Annotated in this window: 18 protein-coding genes and 1 pseudogene; 13 read left to right on the top strand and 6 right to left on the bottom strand. The window is 64.0% G+C overall.

What is annotated here, in order from left to right:
• Window positions 1–23 precede the first annotated feature (23 nt).
• Window positions 24–1,268 carry an ABC transporter substrate-binding protein gene (locus UB31_RS05410; RefSeq protein WP_045010089.1) on the bottom strand — a complete coding sequence of 415 codons (1,245 nt, stop codon included), beginning with the start codon at window positions 1,266–1,268 and terminating at the stop codon, window positions 24–26.
• A gap of 91 nt (window positions 1,269–1,359) precedes the next feature.
• Entirely contained in the window at window positions 1,360–2,175 is an 816-nt protein-coding gene (locus UB31_RS05405) for a putative hydro-lyase (RefSeq protein ID WP_045010088.1), read from the bottom strand.
• 120 nt (window positions 2,176–2,295) lie between these two features.
• On the opposite strand from UB31_RS05405, the gene UB31_RS05400 reads away from it, so the two are divergent.
• The 4 genes from UB31_RS05400 to UB31_RS05385 are packed head-to-tail and all read left to right on the top strand — an operon-like array spanning window position 2,296 to window position 6,505.
• The gene (locus UB31_RS05400) at window positions 2,296–3,213 is read left to right on the top strand and encodes a LysR family transcriptional regulator (RefSeq protein WP_045008994.1); all 918 of its coding nucleotides are present in this window, start codon (window positions 2,296–2,298) and stop codon (window positions 3,211–3,213) included.
• A 32-nt stretch (window positions 3,214–3,245) separates the two neighbouring features.
• A complete protein-coding gene (locus UB31_RS05395; RefSeq protein ID WP_045010087.1) occupies window positions 3,246–4,496 on the top strand; it encodes a Zn-dependent hydrolase in 1,251 nt (416 codons plus the stop codon).
• Between the two features lie 12 nt (window positions 4,497–4,508).
• Entirely contained in the window at window positions 4,509–5,420 is a 912-nt protein-coding gene (locus UB31_RS05390; protein ID WP_045010086.1) for an NAD(P)-dependent oxidoreductase, read from the top strand.
• Between the two features lie 11 nt (window positions 5,421–5,431).
• A complete protein-coding gene (locus UB31_RS05385; RefSeq protein WP_045010085.1) occupies window positions 5,432–6,505 on the top strand; it encodes a malate/lactate/ureidoglycolate dehydrogenase in 1,074 nt (357 codons plus the stop codon).
• Between the two features lie 220 nt (window positions 6,506–6,725).
• On the opposite strand, the gene UB31_RS05380 is transcribed toward UB31_RS05385, so the two are convergent.
• Window positions 6,726–7,799, bottom strand: coding sequence for a tartrate dehydrogenase (locus UB31_RS05380; protein ID WP_045008990.1), 1,074 nt, complete (start codon window positions 7,797–7,799; stop codon window positions 6,726–6,728).
• A 156-nt stretch (window positions 7,800–7,955) separates the two neighbouring features.
• Here UB31_RS05380 and UB31_RS05375 point away from each other — a divergent pair, with 156 nt between their 5' ends.
• Window positions 7,956–8,732, top strand: coding sequence for an SDR family oxidoreductase (locus UB31_RS05375; protein ID WP_045010084.1), 777 nt, complete (start codon window positions 7,956–7,958; stop codon window positions 8,730–8,732).
• A 113-nt stretch (window positions 8,733–8,845) separates the two neighbouring features.
• Window positions 8,846–10,264, top strand: coding sequence for an amidase (locus tag UB31_RS05370; RefSeq protein WP_045010083.1), 1,419 nt, complete (start codon window positions 8,846–8,848; stop codon window positions 10,262–10,264).
• Between the two features lie 66 nt (window positions 10,265–10,330).
• Here UB31_RS05370 and UB31_RS05365 read toward each other — a convergent pair whose 3' ends face one another.
• Window positions 10,331–11,437, bottom strand: coding sequence for an amino acid ABC transporter permease (locus UB31_RS05365; RefSeq protein ID WP_045010082.1), 1,107 nt, complete (start codon window positions 11,435–11,437; stop codon window positions 10,331–10,333).
• 2 nt (window positions 11,438–11,439) lie between these two features.
• A pseudogene (locus UB31_RS05360) lies at window positions 11,440–12,619 on the bottom strand (amino acid ABC transporter permease).
• 87 nt (window positions 12,620–12,706) lie between these two features.
• On the opposite strand from UB31_RS05360, the gene UB31_RS05355 reads away from it, so the two are divergent.
• From UB31_RS05355 to UB31_RS05340, 4 genes are read left to right on the top strand one after another with little or no spacing between them, the layout of a single operon-like run.
• A complete protein-coding gene (locus UB31_RS05355; RefSeq protein ID WP_045010081.1) occupies window positions 12,707–13,579 on the top strand; it encodes a MurR/RpiR family transcriptional regulator in 873 nt (290 codons plus the stop codon).
• Between the two features lie 3 nt (window positions 13,580–13,582).
• Complete coding sequence (locus UB31_RS05350) at window positions 13,583–14,932, top strand: aspartate aminotransferase family protein (RefSeq protein ID WP_045010080.1); 1,350 nt, start codon at window positions 13,583–13,585, stop codon at window positions 14,930–14,932.
• A 12-nt stretch (window positions 14,933–14,944) separates the two neighbouring features.
• A complete protein-coding gene (locus UB31_RS05345; RefSeq protein ID WP_045010079.1) occupies window positions 14,945–15,958 on the top strand; it encodes an amino acid ABC transporter substrate-binding protein in 1,014 nt (337 codons plus the stop codon).
• A 46-nt stretch (window positions 15,959–16,004) separates the two neighbouring features.
• Complete coding sequence (locus UB31_RS05340) at window positions 16,005–16,643, top strand: aspartate/glutamate racemase family protein (protein ID WP_156175191.1); 639 nt, start codon at window positions 16,005–16,007, stop codon at window positions 16,641–16,643.
• Here UB31_RS05340 and UB31_RS05335 read toward each other — a convergent pair.
• Window positions 16,640–17,287: a TetR/AcrR family transcriptional regulator gene (locus UB31_RS05335; RefSeq protein WP_045010077.1), complete on the bottom strand. Its 648-nt coding sequence runs from the start codon at window positions 17,285–17,287 to the stop codon at window positions 16,640–16,642. The two genes, UB31_RS05340 and UB31_RS05335, sit on opposite strands and share 4 nt — an antisense overlap.
• Before the next feature lie 156 nt (window positions 17,288–17,443).
• On the opposite strand from UB31_RS05335, the gene UB31_RS05330 reads away from it, so the two are divergent.
• Genes UB31_RS05330 through UB31_RS05320 form a run of 3 tightly spaced genes read left to right on the top strand, consistent with a single transcriptional unit; the run spans window position 17,444 to window position 20,287 of the window.
• Window positions 17,444–17,653 (top strand): ferredoxin, encoded by a 210-nt coding sequence (locus UB31_RS05330; protein ID WP_045008980.1) that lies wholly within the window; start codon window positions 17,444–17,446, stop codon window positions 17,651–17,653.
• A gap of 57 nt (window positions 17,654–17,710) precedes the next feature.
• Entirely contained in the window at window positions 17,711–18,931 is a 1,221-nt protein-coding gene (locus UB31_RS05325; RefSeq protein ID WP_045010076.1) for a cytochrome P450, read from the top strand.
• A gap of 33 nt (window positions 18,932–18,964) precedes the next feature.
• Window positions 18,965–20,287 carry an MFS transporter gene (locus tag UB31_RS05320; RefSeq protein WP_045008978.1) on the top strand — a complete coding sequence of 441 codons (1,323 nt, stop codon included), beginning with the start codon at window positions 18,965–18,967 and terminating at the stop codon, window positions 20,285–20,287.
• The last annotated feature ends 3 nt before the right edge of the window (window positions 20,288–20,290 follow it).

The raw sequence follows: 20,290 nt of genomic DNA, 5'->3' as shown, positions 1-20,290 counted from the left end.
TCCCCCGCCCGCAACCCGATCGCTTACTTCATCGGCCAGATCGCATCGGCAACCGCCGCCTGCGTCGGGAAGATGGTGACGAACTTGCCGCCGACATATTGCAGCAGCACCGGATCGGCGTCGTTGTTCTGGCCCATGTCGTCGAACTTGACGCGCTTCCAGGGCATGATGGTCTGCTCACCCGGGATATCGGTTGCCGCCATCGCGTCGCGGATCTTCTCGCCGTCGGTCGACTTGGCGCGGTTGATGGCGTCTGCAATCACGATCATCGCCATGAATTGCCGCGAGGTGTTGTCGTTGAGGTCCTTGCCGGACTTCGCCTTGAACAGGTCGTTGATCTTGCCGACCATCGGCCGCTTGGCGGCGAGATCGAGCGAGAAGCTGCCGCGGGTGATCGCGCCCTCGAGCTTGTCGCCGACCGCGTCGTAAAGCGCCTTCTCGGAGAAGCCTGCGGCCTGCGCCACGATCGCGTTCGGCTTATAGCCGAGCTCGGCCATGGTCTTGATCAGCAGGATGCCGTCGGTGGTGTAGCTCGAGGGCATCAGCACGTCGGCATTGGCTGCCTTGAGCTGCTGCACCTCGGCCGAAAGCGACGGCGAGTTGGCCCGGTACTTGATGTCGGAAACGATCTTGTAGCCGCGCTCGGCCGCGAGCTTGGTCTGCGCGTTGGCGGAGTCGGTGCCGAAGATCGTATCTTCGTGGAACAGCGCCAGCGTGTCGGCCTTGGCGCCCTTCTTCTTCATCGCATCGAGGAAATCGAACATCCCGGCCGAGAACATCTCGTCATGCGGCGAGGCGCGGAAATAATACTTCAGGCCGCGGCGATGCAGGCTCGGCGAGGAGTTGTCCGCCGACAGGAACGGAGTCTGGTAACGTTCGCAGATCTGGCTGATCGTGACTGCCACTGCGCTTTGATAGGAACCGAGGATGGCGCAGACCTTTTCCTGCGTGATCAGGCGCTCGGCTTCGGCACGCCCCTTTTGCGGGTCGCCCTGGGTGTCGGCATAGACGATACGGATCTTGGCGCCGCCGAGGCCGGGCAAGCCCAAGCCCTTTGCAAGCGGAAGGTCGAAGTCTTGATCGTTATTGATGATATCGACCGCGGTCTCGAACGCCCGTTGCGCATCGACACCCACCTGGGCGCCTGAGCCCGATAATGGATAGGTGGCACCGATCACCACTTCGGAGGTTTGCGCGCGGGCGGCTAGCGGCATCAGCGCGGCGGTGGCGGTGGCTCCGAGCAGAACGTCGCGGCGAGTGATCGTCATGGGCAAAGTCCCCTGTTACTGAATTTTGTGCGTATCGAATGAAGCGATTGGTGGATAGCGCAAAGCCTGAAGAAGCAGCAAATGCTGCCCACTAAATCACGGCCATGGTCCTGTTCTTCAGATCCGTCACGAGCATCAAGCCGGGCGAATGCGTGATCGCGAACGGTAGTTTGGCGGCGTTGATGACCGATTGCGGCGTGACGCCGCAGGCCCAGAACACCGGAATCTCGTCCTCGGCGACCGGTACGGGATCACCATAGTCGGGCTTGGCGATGTCCTTGATGCCGATCAGGTGCGGATGACCGAGGTGCACGGGTGCGCCGTGCACGGCGGGATAGCGCGAGGTGATCTGTACCGCGCGGATCGCATCGGCCGGCCTGAACGGACGCATCGACACCACCATAGGGCCGGCGAACGGGCCGGCCTCGCCGCAGGCAATGTTAGTGCGGTACATCGGCACCCGCACGTTCTGCTCGATGTGGCGGATCGGCATGCCCTCGTCGAGCAGCGCCTCTTCGAACGAGAATGAGCAGCCGAGCACGAAGGTCACGAGATCATCGCGCCAATGCTTGGTCACGTCGGTCGGCTCGTCCACGACTTCGCCGTCGCGCCAGACGCGATAGCGCGGCACGTCGGTGCGGATGTCGAGATCGGCGCCGAGCGCGGGGATGTGCGGGCTGCCGACGTCGGACATGCCGATGATCGGGCACGGTTTCGGATTGAGCTGGCAGAAGCGGTGAAAGGCGCTGGCGTATTCCGCAGGCAGGATCGCCAGATTGCCCTGGACGAAGCCGGGGGCGACACCCGCGGTGGAACCAACCTGGCCGCCACGGTAGGCGAGCCGCGACTGGCGGCTCGGGAGGGCGTCGGGTGCTTCAGTTTGCTGCGCTGCCACCAAAACAGTCATGTGATCGACCTGCCTATAAACTCGACAAAGACAAGCCAACACCAAGCGTGCTATAAAGTCTAATCTTCCTTTCTAATCAAGATCGATAAATTTAATTTATCGATCGGGAAAATCCTTCCAATGTTAGACTTTAGATCGATCGAGACGTTCCTCTGGGTTGTGAAGCTCGGCAGCTTTCGCGGCGCCGCAGCACGGCTCAATACGACCCAGCCGGCGATCTCCCAGCGCATCGCCCAGCTTGAACGCGAGATGGGCGTGAAGCTTCTGAACCGGGATCATCGCGTCGCCTCGCCGACCCCGAGCGGCCGGCAGATGATGGTCTACGCGGAGAAGCTGATCGGCCTGCGCGCTCAGATGATGGCCGAGGTCGGCGATCGCTCAGCCATGCGCGGCGTGATGCGGCTCGGCGTCGCCGAGACCATCGTGCACACCTGGCTGCCGCGTCTCGTGAAGAGCATGAACGAGGTCTATCCGAACCTGTCGCTGGAGATCGAAGTCGACATCACGCCGAACCTCACCGCGCGCCTGCTCGCGCAGGAGATCGAGTTGGCCTTCGTCGTTGGACCGCTGTCGGCCTCCGGCGTACACAACCGCGTGCTCGCCGATTATCCGATCGGCTTTCTCGCAAGCCCCTCGCTCGGGCTCGGCCACGGCCCGGTAACGCGGGCGGAGCTGGCCCGGTTTCCGATCATTACCTTCCCGCGCAAGACCAGGCCCTACGAGGTCGTGCGCGAGGTGTTCGACCGGCCGGAGTTGCCGCCGATCCGGCTGCACGCGTCCGCGTCGCTCGCGACCGTCATCCACATGGCGGTCGAGGGGCTCGGCATCGCCGTGATCCCCGATGCGATCGTCGAGAACGAGCTCGCCGATGGGCGGCTGCAACTGCTCGACACCGATCTGGAAATCGCGCCGCTGACATTCACCGCGAGCTGGCTCGCCTCGCCCGACGTCGTGGCGGTGGAGCGCGTGGCCGAGCTTGCATGTCAGATTGCGCAGAGCAGCCTCGCGGTTGACGCGCCCGCGCTGGCGCGTCATTGAAACAGGCGCCGGACAATCGAGAGAACGACCGCATGAGCCGAGCCGCCACCAACCTGCAAATCGATTCCGCCCGCCTCTGGGGCTCCATCCACGAGACCGCGCAATTCGGCGCGACGGCCAAAGGCGGCGTACGGCGGCTGACGCTGAGCAGCGAAGACAAGCAGGTGCGCGACTGGTTCCGCAAGGCCTGCGAGGACGCCGGGCTCGCGTATCATGTCGATGCGCTCGGATCACAGTTCGGCCTGCGCAAGGGACGCGACATGTCGAAGCCGCCCGTCGGCATCGGCTCGCATCTCGACACCCAGCCGACCGGCGGCAAGTATGACGGCATCCTGGGAACGCTCGGCGCGCTTGAAGTGATCCGCACGCTGAACGACGCCGGCATCGAGACCGAAGCGCCAATCTGCGTCGTCAACTGGACCAATGAAGAAGGCTCGCGCTTTGCGCCCGCGATGATGGCCTCCGCTGCCTATGTCGGCGATTTCACCACCGACGACATCCTGTCGCGCAAGGACGTCGAGGGCACGACCGTAGGTCAGGCGCTCGACGGCATCGGCTATCGCGGCGACAAGCCGGTCGGCTTTCAGAAGCTCGGCTGCTTCGTCGAGCTGCACATCGAGCAGGGCCCGATCCTGGAAGCCGAAGGCAAGACGATCGGTGTGGTCGATTCCGGCCAGGGCGTGCTGTGGTACGACGGCAAGATTTCCGGCTTTGAGAGCCATGCGGGCTCAACCCCGATGCCGTTGCGGCGCGATGCGCTGGCGACGTTGTCGGAGATCGTGCTGGCGATGGAAGCCACCGCGAAGAAGCACGGACCGAAGGCGGTCGGCACCATCGGCGAAGCCGTGATCGCAAATCCCTCGCGCAATGTCATTCCGGGCGAGATCGCTTTCACCATGGATTGCCGCAGCGCGGATGGCGCGATCATGGACGCGCTCGATCGCGATCTTCGTGCAGCAATCGCGGAGATCGCAGCGCGCCGCAAGGTCGAGGTGAAGATTGATCTGGTCTGGCGCAAGCCGCCGACGCATTTCGATCCGAAGCTCATTGCAGCGGTCGAGAACGCGGCGAAGACGCTCGGCTATTCCTCTCGCCGCATCACCTCCGGCGCGGGCCACGACGCCTGCAACCTCAACACCATCATGCCGGCGGCGATGGTGTTCGTGCCTTGCAAGGACGGCATCAGCCACAACGAGCTGGAGGACGCGAAGCAGCCGGACTGCGCCGCGGGCACCAATGTGCTGATGCACACCGTGCTGGCGATCGCCGGCGTCGCATCCTGATCGGAGAGCGTCATGCGCGGAGTTTTCGTCGACGCCAACGAAGCCCTCGCCGTGATCATGGAGCGGCTGGAGATATCAGGCGATCCCAAGGTGCGGATCCACAGGGATCCCGACATCAAGCCTGAGCAGTATCCCGAAATCCTCGACGGCGCAGAGATCGCGATCGTCGACCACACCGCGCTGCCGACCGAGGTCGCGAAGCAATGCGCAGGCCTCAAGCACGTCGTGTTCCTCGGCACCGGCGCGCGCAGCTATATGAATCCGGAAGAACTCGCCGAGCTCGGCATCTCCGTGCATCTGATCAAGGGCTATGGCGACACCGCTGTGGCGGAATCGGCCATCGCACTGATGTGGGCCTCGGCCCGCGTCATCGCGATGATGGATCGCGAGATGCGCGGCGGCAACTGGCTGCGCGAAGATGGCATGCAGCTCACTGGCAAGACGCTGGGCCTGATCGGATTCGGTGGTATCGCCGCCGAGGTCGCCCGCATTGCATCTGGCAGCGGCATGAAGGTGATTGCCTGGAATCGCTCGCCGAAGAGCCATCCGGGCGTGACGTTCACCGATCTCGACACAGTGCTGGCGAAGAGTGACGTGGTGTCGCTGCATCTGCTGCTCAACGACGAGACCCGCGGCATGATCACCCGCGAGAAGATTTTTGCGATGAAGCCCGGAATCATCCTCATCAACACTGCGCGCGCCGCCGTCGTCGACGAGGCTGCGATGATCGACGCGCTGAAGTCGGGCCACATCCGCCATGCCGGCCTCGACGTCTTCAACACCGAGCCCCTGCCCGGCGATCACCCGCTGACCAAGCTGCCCAACGTGACGCTGTCGGCGCATTCGGCGTTCCGGACGCCGGAGGCGAGCGAGAACCTGATTGAGGCGGCCTGGGTCCACTGCCGCCGGATCGTGAAAGGATAAGAAAAACAACAATGGCTGATTATCGCACCATCAAGGCAGAGCCGCTCACCAACGTCGTCCGCGCCATCGTCAAGGCTGGCGGCTCCACGGACCGCGAGGCCGAGCTCGTATCCACCAACCTCGTCGAGGCCAATCTCAAGGGGCACGATTCGCACGGCGTCGGTATGATCCCGCGCTATGTCCAAAGCGTCACCACGGGCGGCCTAGCCGTGAACCAGCACGTCAAGATCGTGCTCGACACCGGCCCGCTTCTCACCCTCGACGGCCTCACCGGCTACGGCCAGGTGATCGGCCATGAAGCGATGGAGCTGGCGGCAGAGCGCGCCAAGCGCAACGGCGTGTGCCTCGTCGGTCTCTCCAACTCGCACCACATCGGCCGGATCGGGCATTGGGCCGAGCAGTGCATTGACCACGGGTTGGTCTCGATCCACTTCGTCAACGTGATCTCGCGCCCGATCGTGGCGCCATGGGGCGGCAGCGATGCGCGCCATGGCACCAACCCGTTCTGCGTCGGCATTCCCCGCAGAGGCAAGGACCCGATCGTGCTCGATCTCGCGACCAGCAAGATCGCGCAAGGCAAGACGCGCGTCGCTCACAACAAGGGCGTCGAGCTCGAGCCCGGCACCATCATCGACAATGAAGGCAAGCCCACCACCAATCCGCGCTACACCGTGATCGCCCCGCACGGCGCTATCCTGCCATTCGGCGAGCACAAGGGTTCGGGGCTCGCGCTGGTGTGCGAAATTCTCGGCGGCGCACTCTCCGGCGGACAGGTGGTCAAGGGCCCGTCCGACGGCAAGTACAACGTCCTCAACGGCATGCTCTCGATCGTCATCGATCCGAACAAGCTTGGCACCGGCGAGAATCTCGCGCGCGAAGCCGAGAGCTTCGTCGCCTGGCACACCGGCTCGCCGCCCGCCCCCGGCGTTGACAAGGTCAGGATCGCCGGCGAGCCCGAGCGCGAGACGAAGAAGAAGCGCCTCGCCGAGGGCATTCAGGTCGATCCAACCACCTGGCAGGAGATTATCGAGGCCGGGAAGAAGTTCGGGCTGGATCAGGCGGCGATCGAGAAGATCGCGGGCTGAACGGAGCTGCGGATGCGCGCCAGCCTCTCTCGCAAGGAGGGAAGCGGAACGCACAGCGATTTCGGAATAATCGCATTATGCTCCTGTTTTGCCCGACGCGTCAAACTGACTCGCCGGCTGCCAGCGTAAACCCTTGATTCCACTACCCTCGGCTACTGTGCATGGGGTTGTTTTCACGCTTTCTGTTTGGCCAGTTGCCTGGAGGGCATGAAAACGGCGCCTAGTCGACCATGTCGGCGACCGCCTTGCCGCACGCCGTCGTGTCGGCGTTGCCGCCGAGGTCCTTCGTGCGGAGCGTGCGCTCAGCCAGCGTGCGCTCGATCGCATCGACGATCGACTTGCCGGCTTCCTTCTCGCCGAGATGCTCGAACATCATCGCACCCGACCAGATTGCGCCGATCGGGTTGGCGATGCCCTGCCCCGCGATATCGGGCGCCGAGCCGTGCACGGGTTCAAACACCGACGGGAAATTGCCCTCGGGGTTGATGTTACCGGACGGCGCGATGCCGATGGTGCCGGTGCAGGCGGGGCCGAGGTCCGAGAGGATGTCGCCGAACAGATTCGAGCCGACCACGACGTCGAACCAGTCCGGATGCAGCACGAAGTTCGCCGTCAGAATGTCGATGTGGTACTTGTCCCACTTCACACCCGGAAACTTTTTGGCCATCGCCTCCACACGCTCGTCCCAATAGGGCATGGTGATGGAGATGCCGTTCGACTTCGTCGCCGAGGTCAGGTGCTTCTTCGGCCGCGACTGCGCGAGCTCGAATGCGAATTTCAGGATGCGGTCGACGCCCACGCGGGTCATCACGGTCTGCTGGGTGACGAACTCGCGGTCAGTGTCCGGGAACATGCGGCCGCCGACGGAGGAATACTCACCTTCGGTGTTCTCGCGCACCACCCAGAAATCGATATCGCCGGGCTTGCGGTTCGCCAGGGGCGACGGCACGCCGGGCATCAGCCGCACGGGGCGCAGGTTCACATACTGGTCGAACTCGCGGCGGAATTTGATCAGCGAGCCCCACAGCGAGACGTGATCGGGAATCTTGGCCGGCCAGCCGACCGCGCCGAAATAGATCGCATCATGCTTTCCGATCTTTTCCTTCCAATCGTCCGGCATCATCTGGCCGTGCTTCTCGTAATAGTCCCAGGACGAGAAGTCGAAATGGTCGAAATGCAGGGACACGCCGTGCTTCTTCGCCGCTGCCTCCAAAACGCGCAGGCCCTCGGGCATCACTTCCTTGCCGATGCCGTCGCCGGGAATGACTGCGATCCGGTATTGTTTCTTGCTCATCGAGAACGTCCTTGCTTGGTCCGGCAGCCGCCGCCTTTTTGACCGCACTGCAATGGACCAAACTCGGCAGCAGTGCAACGCTGCACTGCAATGTTGACCGTGGCGCGGCCTACCGCCTACTGATTTCATTCAGTTCCCACCGAGCGAGTACACCCCATGGATCTGCATCTGCGTGGCAAGCGCGTCCTGATCACGGGCGCGTCCAAGGGCATCGGCGCAGCCGCCGCCGAAGCATTCGCCGAGGAAGGCGCGCATCTCCTGCTCGCCGCCCGCAACGGCGAGCAGCTCAAGGCGCTGGCGGACCGCTTGCGCTCCGCGCACCAGATCGATGCCGCGACGAGCATCGTCGACCTGCGCAAGGCCGAGGATTTGGCGCGGCTCGCTAGGGAAGCCGCTGACATCGACATCCTCGTCAACAATGCCGGCGACATCCCCGGCGGCTCCATCGACAAGATCGACGAGGCGACCTGGCGGCACGCCTGGGAATTGAAAGTGTTCGGCTACATCAACCTCACGCGGCAGATCTACGCGCAGATGAAGGCCAAGGGCGGCGGCGTGATCGTCAACGACATTGGCGCGGCCGGCGAGAAATTCGACGCCAATTACATCTGCGGCAGCGCCGGCAATGCCGCGCTGATGGCATTCACCCGCGCGCTCGGGGGCAAGAGCCTCGCCGACAACATCCGCGTGGTCGGCATCAATCCCGGCCCGGTCGGCACCGACCGCCATGTCACCCTGCTCAAGACGCGAGCCAAGCATCAGTTCGGCGACGAGACCCGCTACAAGGAATTCCAGAAGGGCATGCCGCTTGGTCGGCCCGCGCATGCGCGCGAGATCGGCGACCTTATGGCGTTCCTGGCGTCGGATCGCGCCGGCTACACGTCGGGCGTGATCTATACGGTTGATGGCGGCATCAGCGCCGGGTGGGGTTAGAGTCTATCCTCGCCATTGCGAGCGCAGCGAAGCAGAAATGCCCCCCGCGGCCACAGACTGGATTGCTTCTCTGCGCTCGCTATGACGATAGAACAAGCACAGGAGTAAAATAGTTGTCTCAAGAGCTGATCCGCGAAACCGCATGCGACCTCGTCGGCAAGCTGCGTTCCGGCGTCGTCTCTCCGCTCGAGCTTCTGGACGTTCTGGAGAAGCGCATCAGCGAGGTCGACGGCAAGGTCAATGCGCTGCCGACGCTATGCTTCGATCGCGCGCGGGATAGCGCCAAGGCGCTGATGCAGAAGCCGGCCGGTGCGCGCGGCCTGCTCGCGGGCCTGCCGGTACCGATCAAGGACCTGACCGACGTCGCCGGCGTGCTGACCACGCAGGGTTCGCCGATCTTCAAGGACAACGTTGCCGCGAAGTCCGACATCGTTGTCGAAAACCTCGAATCCAATGGCGCCGTGGTCTACGCAAAGTCTAACACGCCGGAATTCGGCGCCGGCGCCAACACTTTCAACGAGGTGTTCGGTGCGACGCTCAATCCCTGGGATACGACGAAATCCGCGGCGGGCTCCTCCGGGGGCGCCGCAGTGGCGCTCGCCACCGGCATGGCCTGGCTCGCGCAGGGCTCGGACATGGGCGGCAGCTTGCGCAGCCCCGCGAGCTTCTGCGGTATCGCCGGTATGCGCCCGAGCATCGGCCGCGTCGCGCACACGCCGAAAGCCGGCATCGACCGCAATCTCGGCGTCCTGGGCCCGATGGCGCGCAATGTCGAAGACCTTGCGCTGCTACTCGACGCCATGAGCGGCGACTACGCGGACGATCCGCTCTCGCTGCCGGCGCCAACAACCTCGTTCCTGTCGGCGGCACGCTCGGGCAAGAAACCCAAACGCATCGCCTATTCGCCCGATCTCGGCATCACGCCAGTTGACCCCGAGGTCAAGGCGATCACGCGCAAGGCGGCGGAACGCTTTGCCGAAGCCGGCGCCATCGTCGAGGAAGCGCATCCGGATTGGCGTGAGGCGCATGAATGCTTCCACGTGCTGCGCGCCTTCGATTTCGCGATCAGCAAGGCCAATTTGCTACGCACCAAGCGCGACCTGCTCAAGCCCGAGGTGATCTGGAACATCGAGGAAGGCCTCAAGCTGACGGTCGAGAAGCTCGAACGCGCCGAGGCGCAGCGCGTCGGCATGACCGCGCGCGCGATCGAGTTCTTTAGGACTTACGATCTCTTGCTGGTGCCGACCACGATCGTGCCGCCCTTCCCGATCGAAAACCGTTATGTCGCGGAATGCGCCGGCAAGAGGTTCGACAACTACGTCGAATGGCTCGGCATCGTCTACGCCATTACGCTAGCCTGCTGTCCGGCGCTGTCACTGCCATGCGGCTTCACGGCGTCGGGCCTTCCGGTCGGCGTACAGGTGGTCGGCGCGCCGCGCGCAGATGCACAGGTGATTGCGGGCGCGAAGGCGCTGGAGGACATTCTGGACCTGCGCGGGACCACGCCGATTGATCCGCGGGTGAAGAAGTAACGCAATCATTACGCCACGCACTCGGTGCGCTCCCTCGCCCCGCTCTTTCGGGGGGAGGCTAAGACCTCACCTTCCGCTCGTCGCTTCCAGACTGCGGCTGTAGCGCGACATCGCAAAGCAGAAGACAAAATAGATCGCGGCGACGAAGATGTAGACCTCGACCGAAAACTGCTGCCAGCCAGGATCGATGATCGCGGTCTTGGCCGTCGTCAGCAGGTCGAAGATGCCGATGATCAGAACAAGGCTGGTGTCCTTGAAGAAGGCGATGAAGGTGTTGACCAGCGGCGGGATGACATGGCGGATCGCCTGCGGCAGAATGATCAGCCGGTGCTTGCGCCAGTAGGACAGACCCAATGCGTCCGCCGCCTCATATTGCCCGCGCGGCACGGCCTGGAGGCCGCCGCGGATGACTTCGGCGAGATAAGCGCCCGCGAACAGGATGATCGCGATCTGCGCGCGTAGCAGCTTGTCGATGTTGAATCCAGCAGGCATGAACAGCGGAAACATCACGCTCGCCATGAACAACAGGTTTACCAGCGGCACGCCGCGGATCAGCTCGACATAGAGCACCGAGAGCGAGCGGATCGCCGGTAGCTTTGAACGTCGGCCGAGCGCCACAAGGATGCCGAGCGGGAAGCCAAACGCCAATCCGAACGTCGCCAGAATCAGCGTCACCGGCAATCCGCCCCAACGGTCCTGCGAGATAAAAGAGAGCCCGAGGACGCCGCCCCACATCAACACGCTGATCAGCGCGAGCAGCCCGATCCAGAGAAGAGCGAGTTCGCGCCGCCAAAAGGCGCGGCGTGAGGACAGATAGAAAAGCGCGATGAACAGCACGACCGACAGCGCCGGTCGCCACTGTTCGTCGAACGGATAGGTGCCGAACAGGATGAAGCGGTATTTTTCGGGAATGATCGCCCAGCAGGCGCCAAGGCCGCGCACGGCACGGCAGGCGCTGGAGTCGTTCGCCGGCGTCAGCCAGACCGCGTTCGCAATGCCCCATTGTCCGAAGCCGACGACGCCCTTCACAAGGATCGCCAGCAGCACGATCGAGATGATGCCGTTTGGGATCGACGAGAACAGATTAGTGCGGAGCCAATGTAGCACCGGATTGCCGATTTGCGGGCGGCGAGCGGCGCGCGGCACTTCGGGCATATCGGTGATCGCCGTCATGCTCAGCGCTCCACCAGCGCGATGCGCGCATTGTACCAGTTCATGAAGAAGCTGATGCCGAGGCTGATTGTGAGGAAGACGGCCATGATCAGCGCGATCGCCTCGATCGCCTGCCCGGTCTGGTTCAGCGTGGTGTTGGCGACCGAGACCACGTCCTGGTAACCGATCGCGACCGCGAGCGACGAGTTCTTGGTCAGATTGAGATATTGGCTGGTCATGGGCGGCACGATGACGCGAAGGGCTTGCGGCAGGATGATCTGCCGCAGCATGAAGCTGCGGCGCAGGCCGAGAGCGTTGGCGGCGTCCCACTGGCCGCGCGGCACCGATTGGACGCCGCTGCGAACGATCTCGGCGATGAAGGCCGAGGTGTAGGTCACTAGCGCGATCAGCAATGCAAAATACTCAGGCGAGAGCGTCAGCCCGCCGATGAAGTTGAAGCCGCGCAATTCGGGCCATTCGATCGTCCAGGACACGCCGAGAAGCCACGACACCAGCACCGGCAGCATGACGATGAGGCCGAGCGCAAACGGCCACGCCGGCCGCGGCTTGCCGTCACGCATCTGCTGCGCGACCAGCCACCGCTGAATGAGATAGAACACGGCTACGCCCAGCACGGCTATGGCGAGCACCCAAAGCTGTGGCGACTCGATCGGAACCGCCGGCAGGATCAGGCCGCGATTGGACAAGAACACGCCCTCGATCGGCCGCCACGCGGCGCGCGCGGCCGGCAGCGCCTGCATCAGCACATACCAGAACAGCAGTTGGAGCAGCAGCGGAATGTCGCGCAGCAGCTCGACATAGACGGCGGCGAATCGGGAGAGCAGCCAGTTGGCCGACAGCCGCGAGATGCCGATCAGCGTGCCAAGAATGGTCGCAAGCACGATGCCTATGACGGCGACGCGCAAGGTGTTGGCGACGCCGACGACGAAGGCCCAGAGGTAAGAATCCCTTGGATTGTAGGCGAGCAGGCTGTCGGCGACCGGCCTCGCGGCCAAGAAAGGCAAAGCCGGTGGTGATGCGACGGGCCGAGAGATTTGTGACGGTGTTGGACCAGAGGAAGACGAGGACCGCGACCGCGATCCCGACCACCAGCACCTGCCAGAACAGGCCTTTCAGCTCGCCGTGCCCCAGCGCGGCGAGGAAGCGGCGGCGGGGCGGCGGCCTGGGATCATCTGATGTCACAGCACAAAAATCCTTCTCGAAAACAGCGATTTCCGGCAGCGCACGTCAACTGTTGCACCGATTGCCAATGCGTGCAACAAATGTTTCATGGCCGAGCCCGCGAAATCTTCGCCGCTGAGCGAACTGCGCATTGCATTGCCATCGCTTCCGATGCGGCTGCAGGAGGTCGGACGTTTCGTCGCGGCCAATGATTACGACGCCACCACCCGTTCGATGCGCGATCTCGCGGCGGAAGCCGGCGCCGATCCCGCCGCGTTCACGCGGCTTGCAAAGGCGATCGGCTATTCCGGCTGGGATGATTTGCGCGCGGCGCTGACCGAGGCACGGCGGCCGTCGCAGACCTCGCCGTTCTCCGGCCGCGCCAAGAGCCGCCGCCACGGTCCGCACGCCGATGTCGCGCTCGTCACCGACAAGCTCGAGGCCGAAGCCGCCGGCCTTCCGCGCATCTCCGCACACGCGATCGTGGAAGCAGCCCGTGCGTTGCATGATGCCAAGCGGATCTGGATCACCGGTTATCGAAGCTGCCGCAGCGTGGCGGAATTGCTGAACTACGAACTGCGGCTGTTCCGCCCCGAACAGGTGCAGATCGTCGGCACGTCCGGCCCGGACGATCTCGACCTCGGCGCATTTCGGCCCGGTGAAGCCGTCATCGTCATCGGCTTCCTGCCCTATACCCATGCGAGCGTCCGCGTCGCGCAGGCCGCCTATCGCGCGGGCGCAACGCTGATTGCGATCGCTGATAGCCTCTCGGCGCCGATGGCCGAGGGCGCCGACCACGTGTTGTTGTTCGAAGCCGCCTCCTCGCCCGGCTTCTTCCCAAGTCTTACCGGCGCGCTCGCAATTGCGCAGTCGCTGGCGGCGGTGACGTTCTCGCTCGGCGGCACGGCCGCGAAGAAACGCCTTCAGGATACCGAGGCGCGGCTCGCTGCGGCCGCCACCTATGTCTCAGAGAAAGGTTGACCCATGAGCACCCGCACCAGCCGCGTGCTGCATCGTTCATTGCGCGAAACGCCGCCTAAGGCGATCGGCGGCGAAGGCGTCTATCTCTTTGCCGAAGATGGGCGGCGCGTGATCGATGCCTCCGGCGGCGCGGCGGTCTCCTGCCTCGGCCACCAGCATCCACGCGTGATCGCGGCGATGGCGAAACAGGCCTCGACGCTGGCCTATGCCCACACCGCCTTCTTCTCCTCCGAGCCAGCGGAGCGGCTTGCCGAGACGCTGGTCGGTCACGAGCCCGGCGGTCTGGCCTATGCCTATTTCGTCAGCGGCGGATCGGAGGCGATCGAAGCCAGCATCAAGATCGCGCGGCAATATTTCATCGAGCGCGGCGAGCCGCAACGGCAGCACTTTATCGCACGACGGCAGAGCTATCACGGCAACACGCTCGGCGCGCTCGCGGCCGGCGGCAATGCCTGGCGGCGCGCGCCCTATGCGCCGCTGCTGTCGGCCGCCTTCAGCCATGTCACGCCGGCCTTTGCCTATCACGAGAAGCGCGAGGGTGAGTCGGATGCGCAGTTCGTGGCGCGGCTTGCGGCCGAGCTCGAAGCCGAGTTCCAGCGGCTTGGGCCGGACACGGTTGCGGCGTTCCTCGCCGAGCCCGTTGTCGGCGCGACCGCCGGCGCCGTGACTGCGCCGGACGGCTACTTCAAAGCGGTGCGCGAGATCTGCGACCGACATGGTGCGCTGCTCATCCTCGACGAGGTCATGTGCGGCATGGGCCGCACCGGCACCACGCACGCCTGGCAGCAGGAAGGCGTCGCCCCCGACCTCCAGGCGATCGCAAAGGGTCTCGGCGGCGGCTATCAGCCGATCGGTGCGATGCTTGCGAGCGGCAAGATCATCGACACCATCCGCTCAGGCTCAGGCGCGTTCCAGCACGGCCATACTTATCTGGCGCATCCCCTCGCCTGCGCAGCTGCGCTCGCCGTGCAAGACGTAATCCGCGAGGACGGCCTGCTTGATCGGGTCAAGGAGCGCGGCAAGCAGCTCGAGCAGCGGCTCACCGAGCGCTTCGGCAATCACCGCCATGTCGGGGATATCCGGGGCCGGGGGCTGTTCTGGGCGATCGAGCTCGTCTCCGATCGCGCGACGCGAACCTCGTTCGATCCGGCGCTGAAGCTGAACCAGAAAATCAAGGCGGAGGCCTTTGCCAACGGGCTCGGCTGCTATCCCGGCGGCGGCACCGTGGATGGCGCTCGCGGCGACCACGTGCTGCTGGCGCCGCCCTATATCACGTCGGCTGACGAGATCGATCTGATCGTCGACAAGCTCGGCACAGCCGTCGACAACGTGTTGCGTAGTGTCAATCACTGAGGGGAGAGTAGCATGATAAGGAAAGTGGCTATCGCGGCAGGTGTGCTCGCGGCATCGACGGTTATCGCGTCCGCCGCGACGCTCGACACGGTGAAGAGCCGTGGCACGCTGATTTGCGGCGTCAGCGCCGGTTTTGCCGGCTTTTCCGCGCCGGACTCGCAGGGCAATTACAAAGGCCTCGACGTCGACTATTGCCGCGCACTGGCGGCCGGCGTGCTCGGCGATGCCAACAAGGTGCGCTACGTCTCGCTGACCGCGCAGAACCGCTTCACAGCGCTGCAATCGGGCGAGATCGACGTGCTCTACCGCAACTCGACACAGACCTATTTGCGCGGCGTGACTCTGGGCCTGCGCCAGGGTCCGATCAACTTCTACGACGGTCAGGGTTTTGTGGTGAAGAAGGACCTCGGCGTGAAGGAGCTGAAGGACCTCAAGGGCGCCACCGTCTGCGTCGCGCAGGGCACCACGCATGAAGTCACACTTGGCGATTACGGCCGCGCCAACGGTATCGACTGGAAGCCGCTGGTGTTCGACCGGGTCGACACCATGTACCAGACCTTCTTCGGCGGCCGGTGCGATGCCATGACCCAGGACGCCTCCGCGCTCGCGGGTGCCGTGACGACGGCTGCGCCGAACGCGGCCGACTACGTCGTGCTGCCGCAGACCATCAGCAAGGAGCCACTCGGGCCCTTCACTCGCAACGGCGACGAGGTCTGGAGCGACATCATCACCTGGCTGCATTACGGCCTGATCGAGGCGGAGGAGCTCGGCGTGACGCAAGCCAATGTCGATGAGATGGCGAAGTCACAGACACCCGCCATCCAACGCTTGCTCGGCGCCTCCGGGGATCTCGGCTCGCGGCTTGGGCTGGATAACAAATGGATGGTCACGGCGATCAAGGCCACCGGCAATTACGGCGAGATCTTTGAGCGCAATGTCGGCAAGGCAAGCCCGCTCAAGCTCGAACGCGGCCTCAACGGCCTCTGGAGCAAGGGCGGCTTGATGTACGCGGTGCCTTTCAAGTAAAGAGTTCACCTCTCCCCGCAAGCGGGGTGAGGGAGAAGAGATACCGATGCGCATCGCCCTGATCCACGCCCTCAAGCATTCCATCGCTCCGATCGAGGCCGCCTTCGCAAAGGACTGGCCGCAAGCGCGGCTGATGAACCTGCTCGACGACAGCCTGTCGGCGGATCTGGCGCGTGATGGCGCGCTCACCGACACCATGACCGAGCGCTTCCTCGCGCTCGGCGATTACGCGGCGGCGACAGGAGCCGACGCGATCCTGTTCACTTGCTCGGCGTTCGGTCCCTGCATCGAGGCGGTCGCAGCCGCGCACGCCCCGATGCCGGTGCTCAAGCCAAACGAAGCCATGATCGAGCAGGCCGTGACCATGGGCAAGCGCATCGGCCTGCTCTCGACCTTTCCGCCGACGCTGGCCTCGATGCCGCCGGAGTTTCCGGCCTCCGTCGAAGTCGTGCCGAAACTCGCTGAGGGCGCGCTGGCCGCGCTCGACCGCGGCGACCGCGCCACACACGACCGGCTGATCGCGGAAGCGTCAAAGGACTTGCGCGACTGCGACGTCATCGCACTGGCGCAGTTCAGCATCGCGGCCACGGCGTCGCTGGTTGCGGAGGCGACCGGCCGTCCAGTCGTGACCACGCCGGACAGCGCAGTGCAGAAACTGATGAAGCTGCTCAAGGCGCGGAACTAAGCCCGGGCCTTATCCTTGCGGCGCGCGTCCTTGATCGCGGCTGCCAGCGCCGTCTTAGTCTCGTTGACGAAATCCTCGACCAGATCCTCGCGCGTGGCATGCGCGGCCTCGCCGGTGAACAGGCCCTGCTCGGCGAGCATCACGACGCCGTGCAGCGCCGCCCAGATCTTGAGCGCTTGCCGCTCGCGCAAGAAACCGACTGCGGGCGCTTCCAACGCTTCGATCACAAGCCCAAAAGTTTCGCGCGTGGCCTCGTGCAGCTCGCTACCCTTGGCCGCGCATGACACGGTGCGCGAGGCAAACATCAGGCGATAGATGCCGTTGCGGCGCAGGCCGAAATCGAGCGTCGCCTGCGCCAGCCGCGACAGCTTTGATTGCTTCGACGGCTTCGCCATCGCCTCGCGCAGAAGTGCACTAAGCTGCCGGAACGCCTCCGCCGTCACCGCCGTTAGCAGCGCATCGCGATCGGCGAAATGCCGGTACGGCGCCGGCTGCGAGACGCCGAGCTGTTTTGCCAGCGCCTTGATGCTGATCGCCTCCACCCCGCCCTGCTCGGCCTCGCGCAGCGCGGCCTTGATCAAGGCGTCGCGGAGATCGCCATGGTGGTAGGTATTCTGCGGCTTGCGGGCAAGTTGTGAGCGCATGTTGCGCGGAGTCTATAAGTTTGCGCTTGACAGGGGAAGCCTGCCGCGAATGTAATAGGATATAACTTAAAGCCGGCGGCTAACGCCGCCGATAAAATTGACCCGAGGAACGCGCGACGTCCTTACGACCGCGCGCATACGACCGAGGAAGCCGCAATGACAGAGCGACTGAGGGTTCGCGTCGATCCCGACAAATGCCAGGGCCACGCGCGCTGCAAGGCGCTCGCGCCGGAACTGTTCGAGCTTGACGAATACGGCAACGCCCATGAGGCCGGGGACGGCACCGTTCCCCCGGGTCTCGAAGACAAGGCCTGGCTCGCCAAGTCCAATTGCCCGGAAATCGCAATCGATGTGATCGAGGAGTAGCGCGGCTTCCGCTCGTTTGCGTGCCTTCAGCGAACACGAAATCCAAGGGATTCCGAGATGTCTGACGTCAGCCAATCCGCCGCCCATCCGCCTGTTACCGACTGGGTCAACGATTTCGACCACACCGATCCGCAATGGACGGAAGATCCCTTCCCGATCTGGGACGAATTGCGCGCGGCGAGCCCGGTCGTGCACACTGATCGCTTCCTCGGCTGCTACATGCCGACGACCTATGACGCCGTGCGCGAGATCGCCAACGACTCCGAGCATTTCTCCTCACGCCGCATCATCGTCCGCGACGTGCGGCCCGAGATCTCCAGGAACGCCGCGCCGCCGATCACCTCGGATCCGCCCGTGCACAAGCCGGCCAAGCAGTTGCTACTGCCACCCTTCACGCCGGATGCGATGAAGAAGCTCGAGCCGCGGATGCGCGCGATCTGCAATGAGCTGATCGACGGGTTCATCGCCGACGGCAGGGTTGATGCCGCGTCGCGCTACAGCAAATACATCCCGGTTCGGGCCATCGCCCATATGCTCGGCATTCCCGAGAGCGACAGCGATCTCTTCATCAACTGGATCCACATGATCCTGGAGCTCGGCATCAAGGACGAGACCATGCTGCTCCAGGCTGTGCATGAGATGAGCGACTATTTCAGGACGCATATCGAGGAGCGTCGATCGAAGCCGACGAACGACCTCATCTCCTATTTGATGAATGCCAAAGACAAAGAAGGCCAGCCGCTGGAAGAGTCGCATGTGCTGGGCTCACTGCGGCTGCTGCTGATCGCCGGCATCGACACCACCTGGAGCGCGATCGGCTCCTCGCTCTGGCACCTCGCCCGGACGCCAGCCGACCGCGAGCGCCTGATCGCCGAGCCCGGGCTGATCCCGACCGCCGTGGAGGAGCTTTTGCGCGCCTACTCACCGGTGACGATGGCGCGCGAGGTGGTCAGGGAAACGACGATTTCGGGCTGCCCGGTCAAGGCGGGCAATATGGTGCTGCTGTCCTTCCCGGCCGCTAACCGCGACCCAAAGATGTTTCCCGACGCCGACAAGGTCGTGATCGACCGGCGGGAGAACCGCCATGCCGCCTTCGGCCTCGGCATCCACCGCTGCGTCGGTTCCAATCTGGCGCGGATGGAGATGCAGGTTGCGCTGGAGGAATGGCTGAAGCGGATTCCGGACTTCCGGCTCGACCCGGCGGGCACCGTGACCTGGTCGCAGGGTACGGTGAGAGGCCCCCGCCAGTTGCCATTTCTGCTTGGAAAGGCGATGTAGGCTCCCAGACATTGGATTTCTGGGAGGCCGGACGTGACAGAGCAGGCAATCAAACCGGCTTCCGAGCATTTTGACGTCGCCGACGCCGAGCGGCGGATCAAGGCGATCTTGATCGGCTCGATCGGCAACCTCGTCGAATGGTATGATTTCTACGCCTATACGGCGTTCGCGCTCTACTTCGCCCCAGCCTTCTTCCCCGGCAGCGACCCCGTCGTGCAGCAATTGAACATCGCCGTGGTGTTCGCGGCGACGTTCCTGATGCGTCCGCTGGGCGGTTGGTTGTTCGGCTATATCGCCGACCATTACGGCCGGCGCATCTCGCTGACACTATCGGTCGTCTTCATGTGCTTCGGCTCGCTGATCATCGCGCTGACGCCGACCTATGCGACGATCGGCTTTGCCGCACCGGTGATCCTGGCGCTGGCACGCGTCATCGAAGGCCTGAGCCTCGGTGGCGAGTATGGCGCCAGCGCGACTTATCTGAGCGAGGTCGCCGATCCCAAGCACCGCGGCTTCTATTCGAGTTTCCAGTACGTCACGCTGATCGGCGGCCAGCTCACCGCGATCATCGTGCTGCTGCTCCTGCAAAAGGTCTTCCTGACGCCGGAGGAGCTGCGGGCCTGGGGCTGGCGCATTCCGTTTGCGATCGGCGCGGCGCTCGCGATCTTTGCCGCAGTCATGCGGCGCAATCTGCAAGAGACCGAGGCGTTCGAGGAAGCCAAGAAGGTGGTGAAGCCGACCGGCTCGATCACCAACCTGCTGAAATATCCGCGGGAGCTGTTGCTCGTGGTCGGCCTCACCGCGGGCGGCACCGCGGCGTTCTACACCTTCACCACCTACATGCAGACCTTCGTCAAGCTTTCGGTCGGGTTGACCGAGGACCAGACCACCTTCGTGATCTTCGGCACGCTGATCTTCGCCACCATCCTGCAACCGATCTATGGCGCGATCTCCGACAAGATCGGGCGCAAGCCGCTGCTGATCTTCTTCGGCGTCGCCGGCACGCTCGCGACCGTGCCGCTTTTGATGACGCTGAAGGAGACCAAGTCGCCCTTCATGGCGTTCATTCTGATCTGCTGCGCCTGGCTGTTCGTCGCCGGCTACACCTCGATCAACGCGGTGGTAAAGGCCGAGCTGTTCCCGACGAACGTCCGCGCGCTCGGCGTTGGCCTGCCCTATGCGATCACGGTCTCGATCTTCGGTGGCACGGCGCCGGCGATCGCGCTCTATTTCAAGAGCATCGGGCATGAGGAGTGGTTCTACTTCTACCTCAGCGGCATCATCTGCCTGTCGCTGATCATCTACTCTACCATGCGCGACACCAAGCATGCCTCGGCGATGCATCGCCACGAGTAGGCC

The sequence above is a fragment of the Bradyrhizobium sp. LTSP849 genome, from assembly GCF_000938255.1.
Classification (GTDB): Bacteria; Pseudomonadota; Alphaproteobacteria; order Rhizobiales; family Xanthobacteraceae; genus Bradyrhizobium.
The sequence above is the reverse complement of the archived record's forward strand: the minus strand, read 5'-3'. Positions and strand labels throughout refer to the sequence as shown.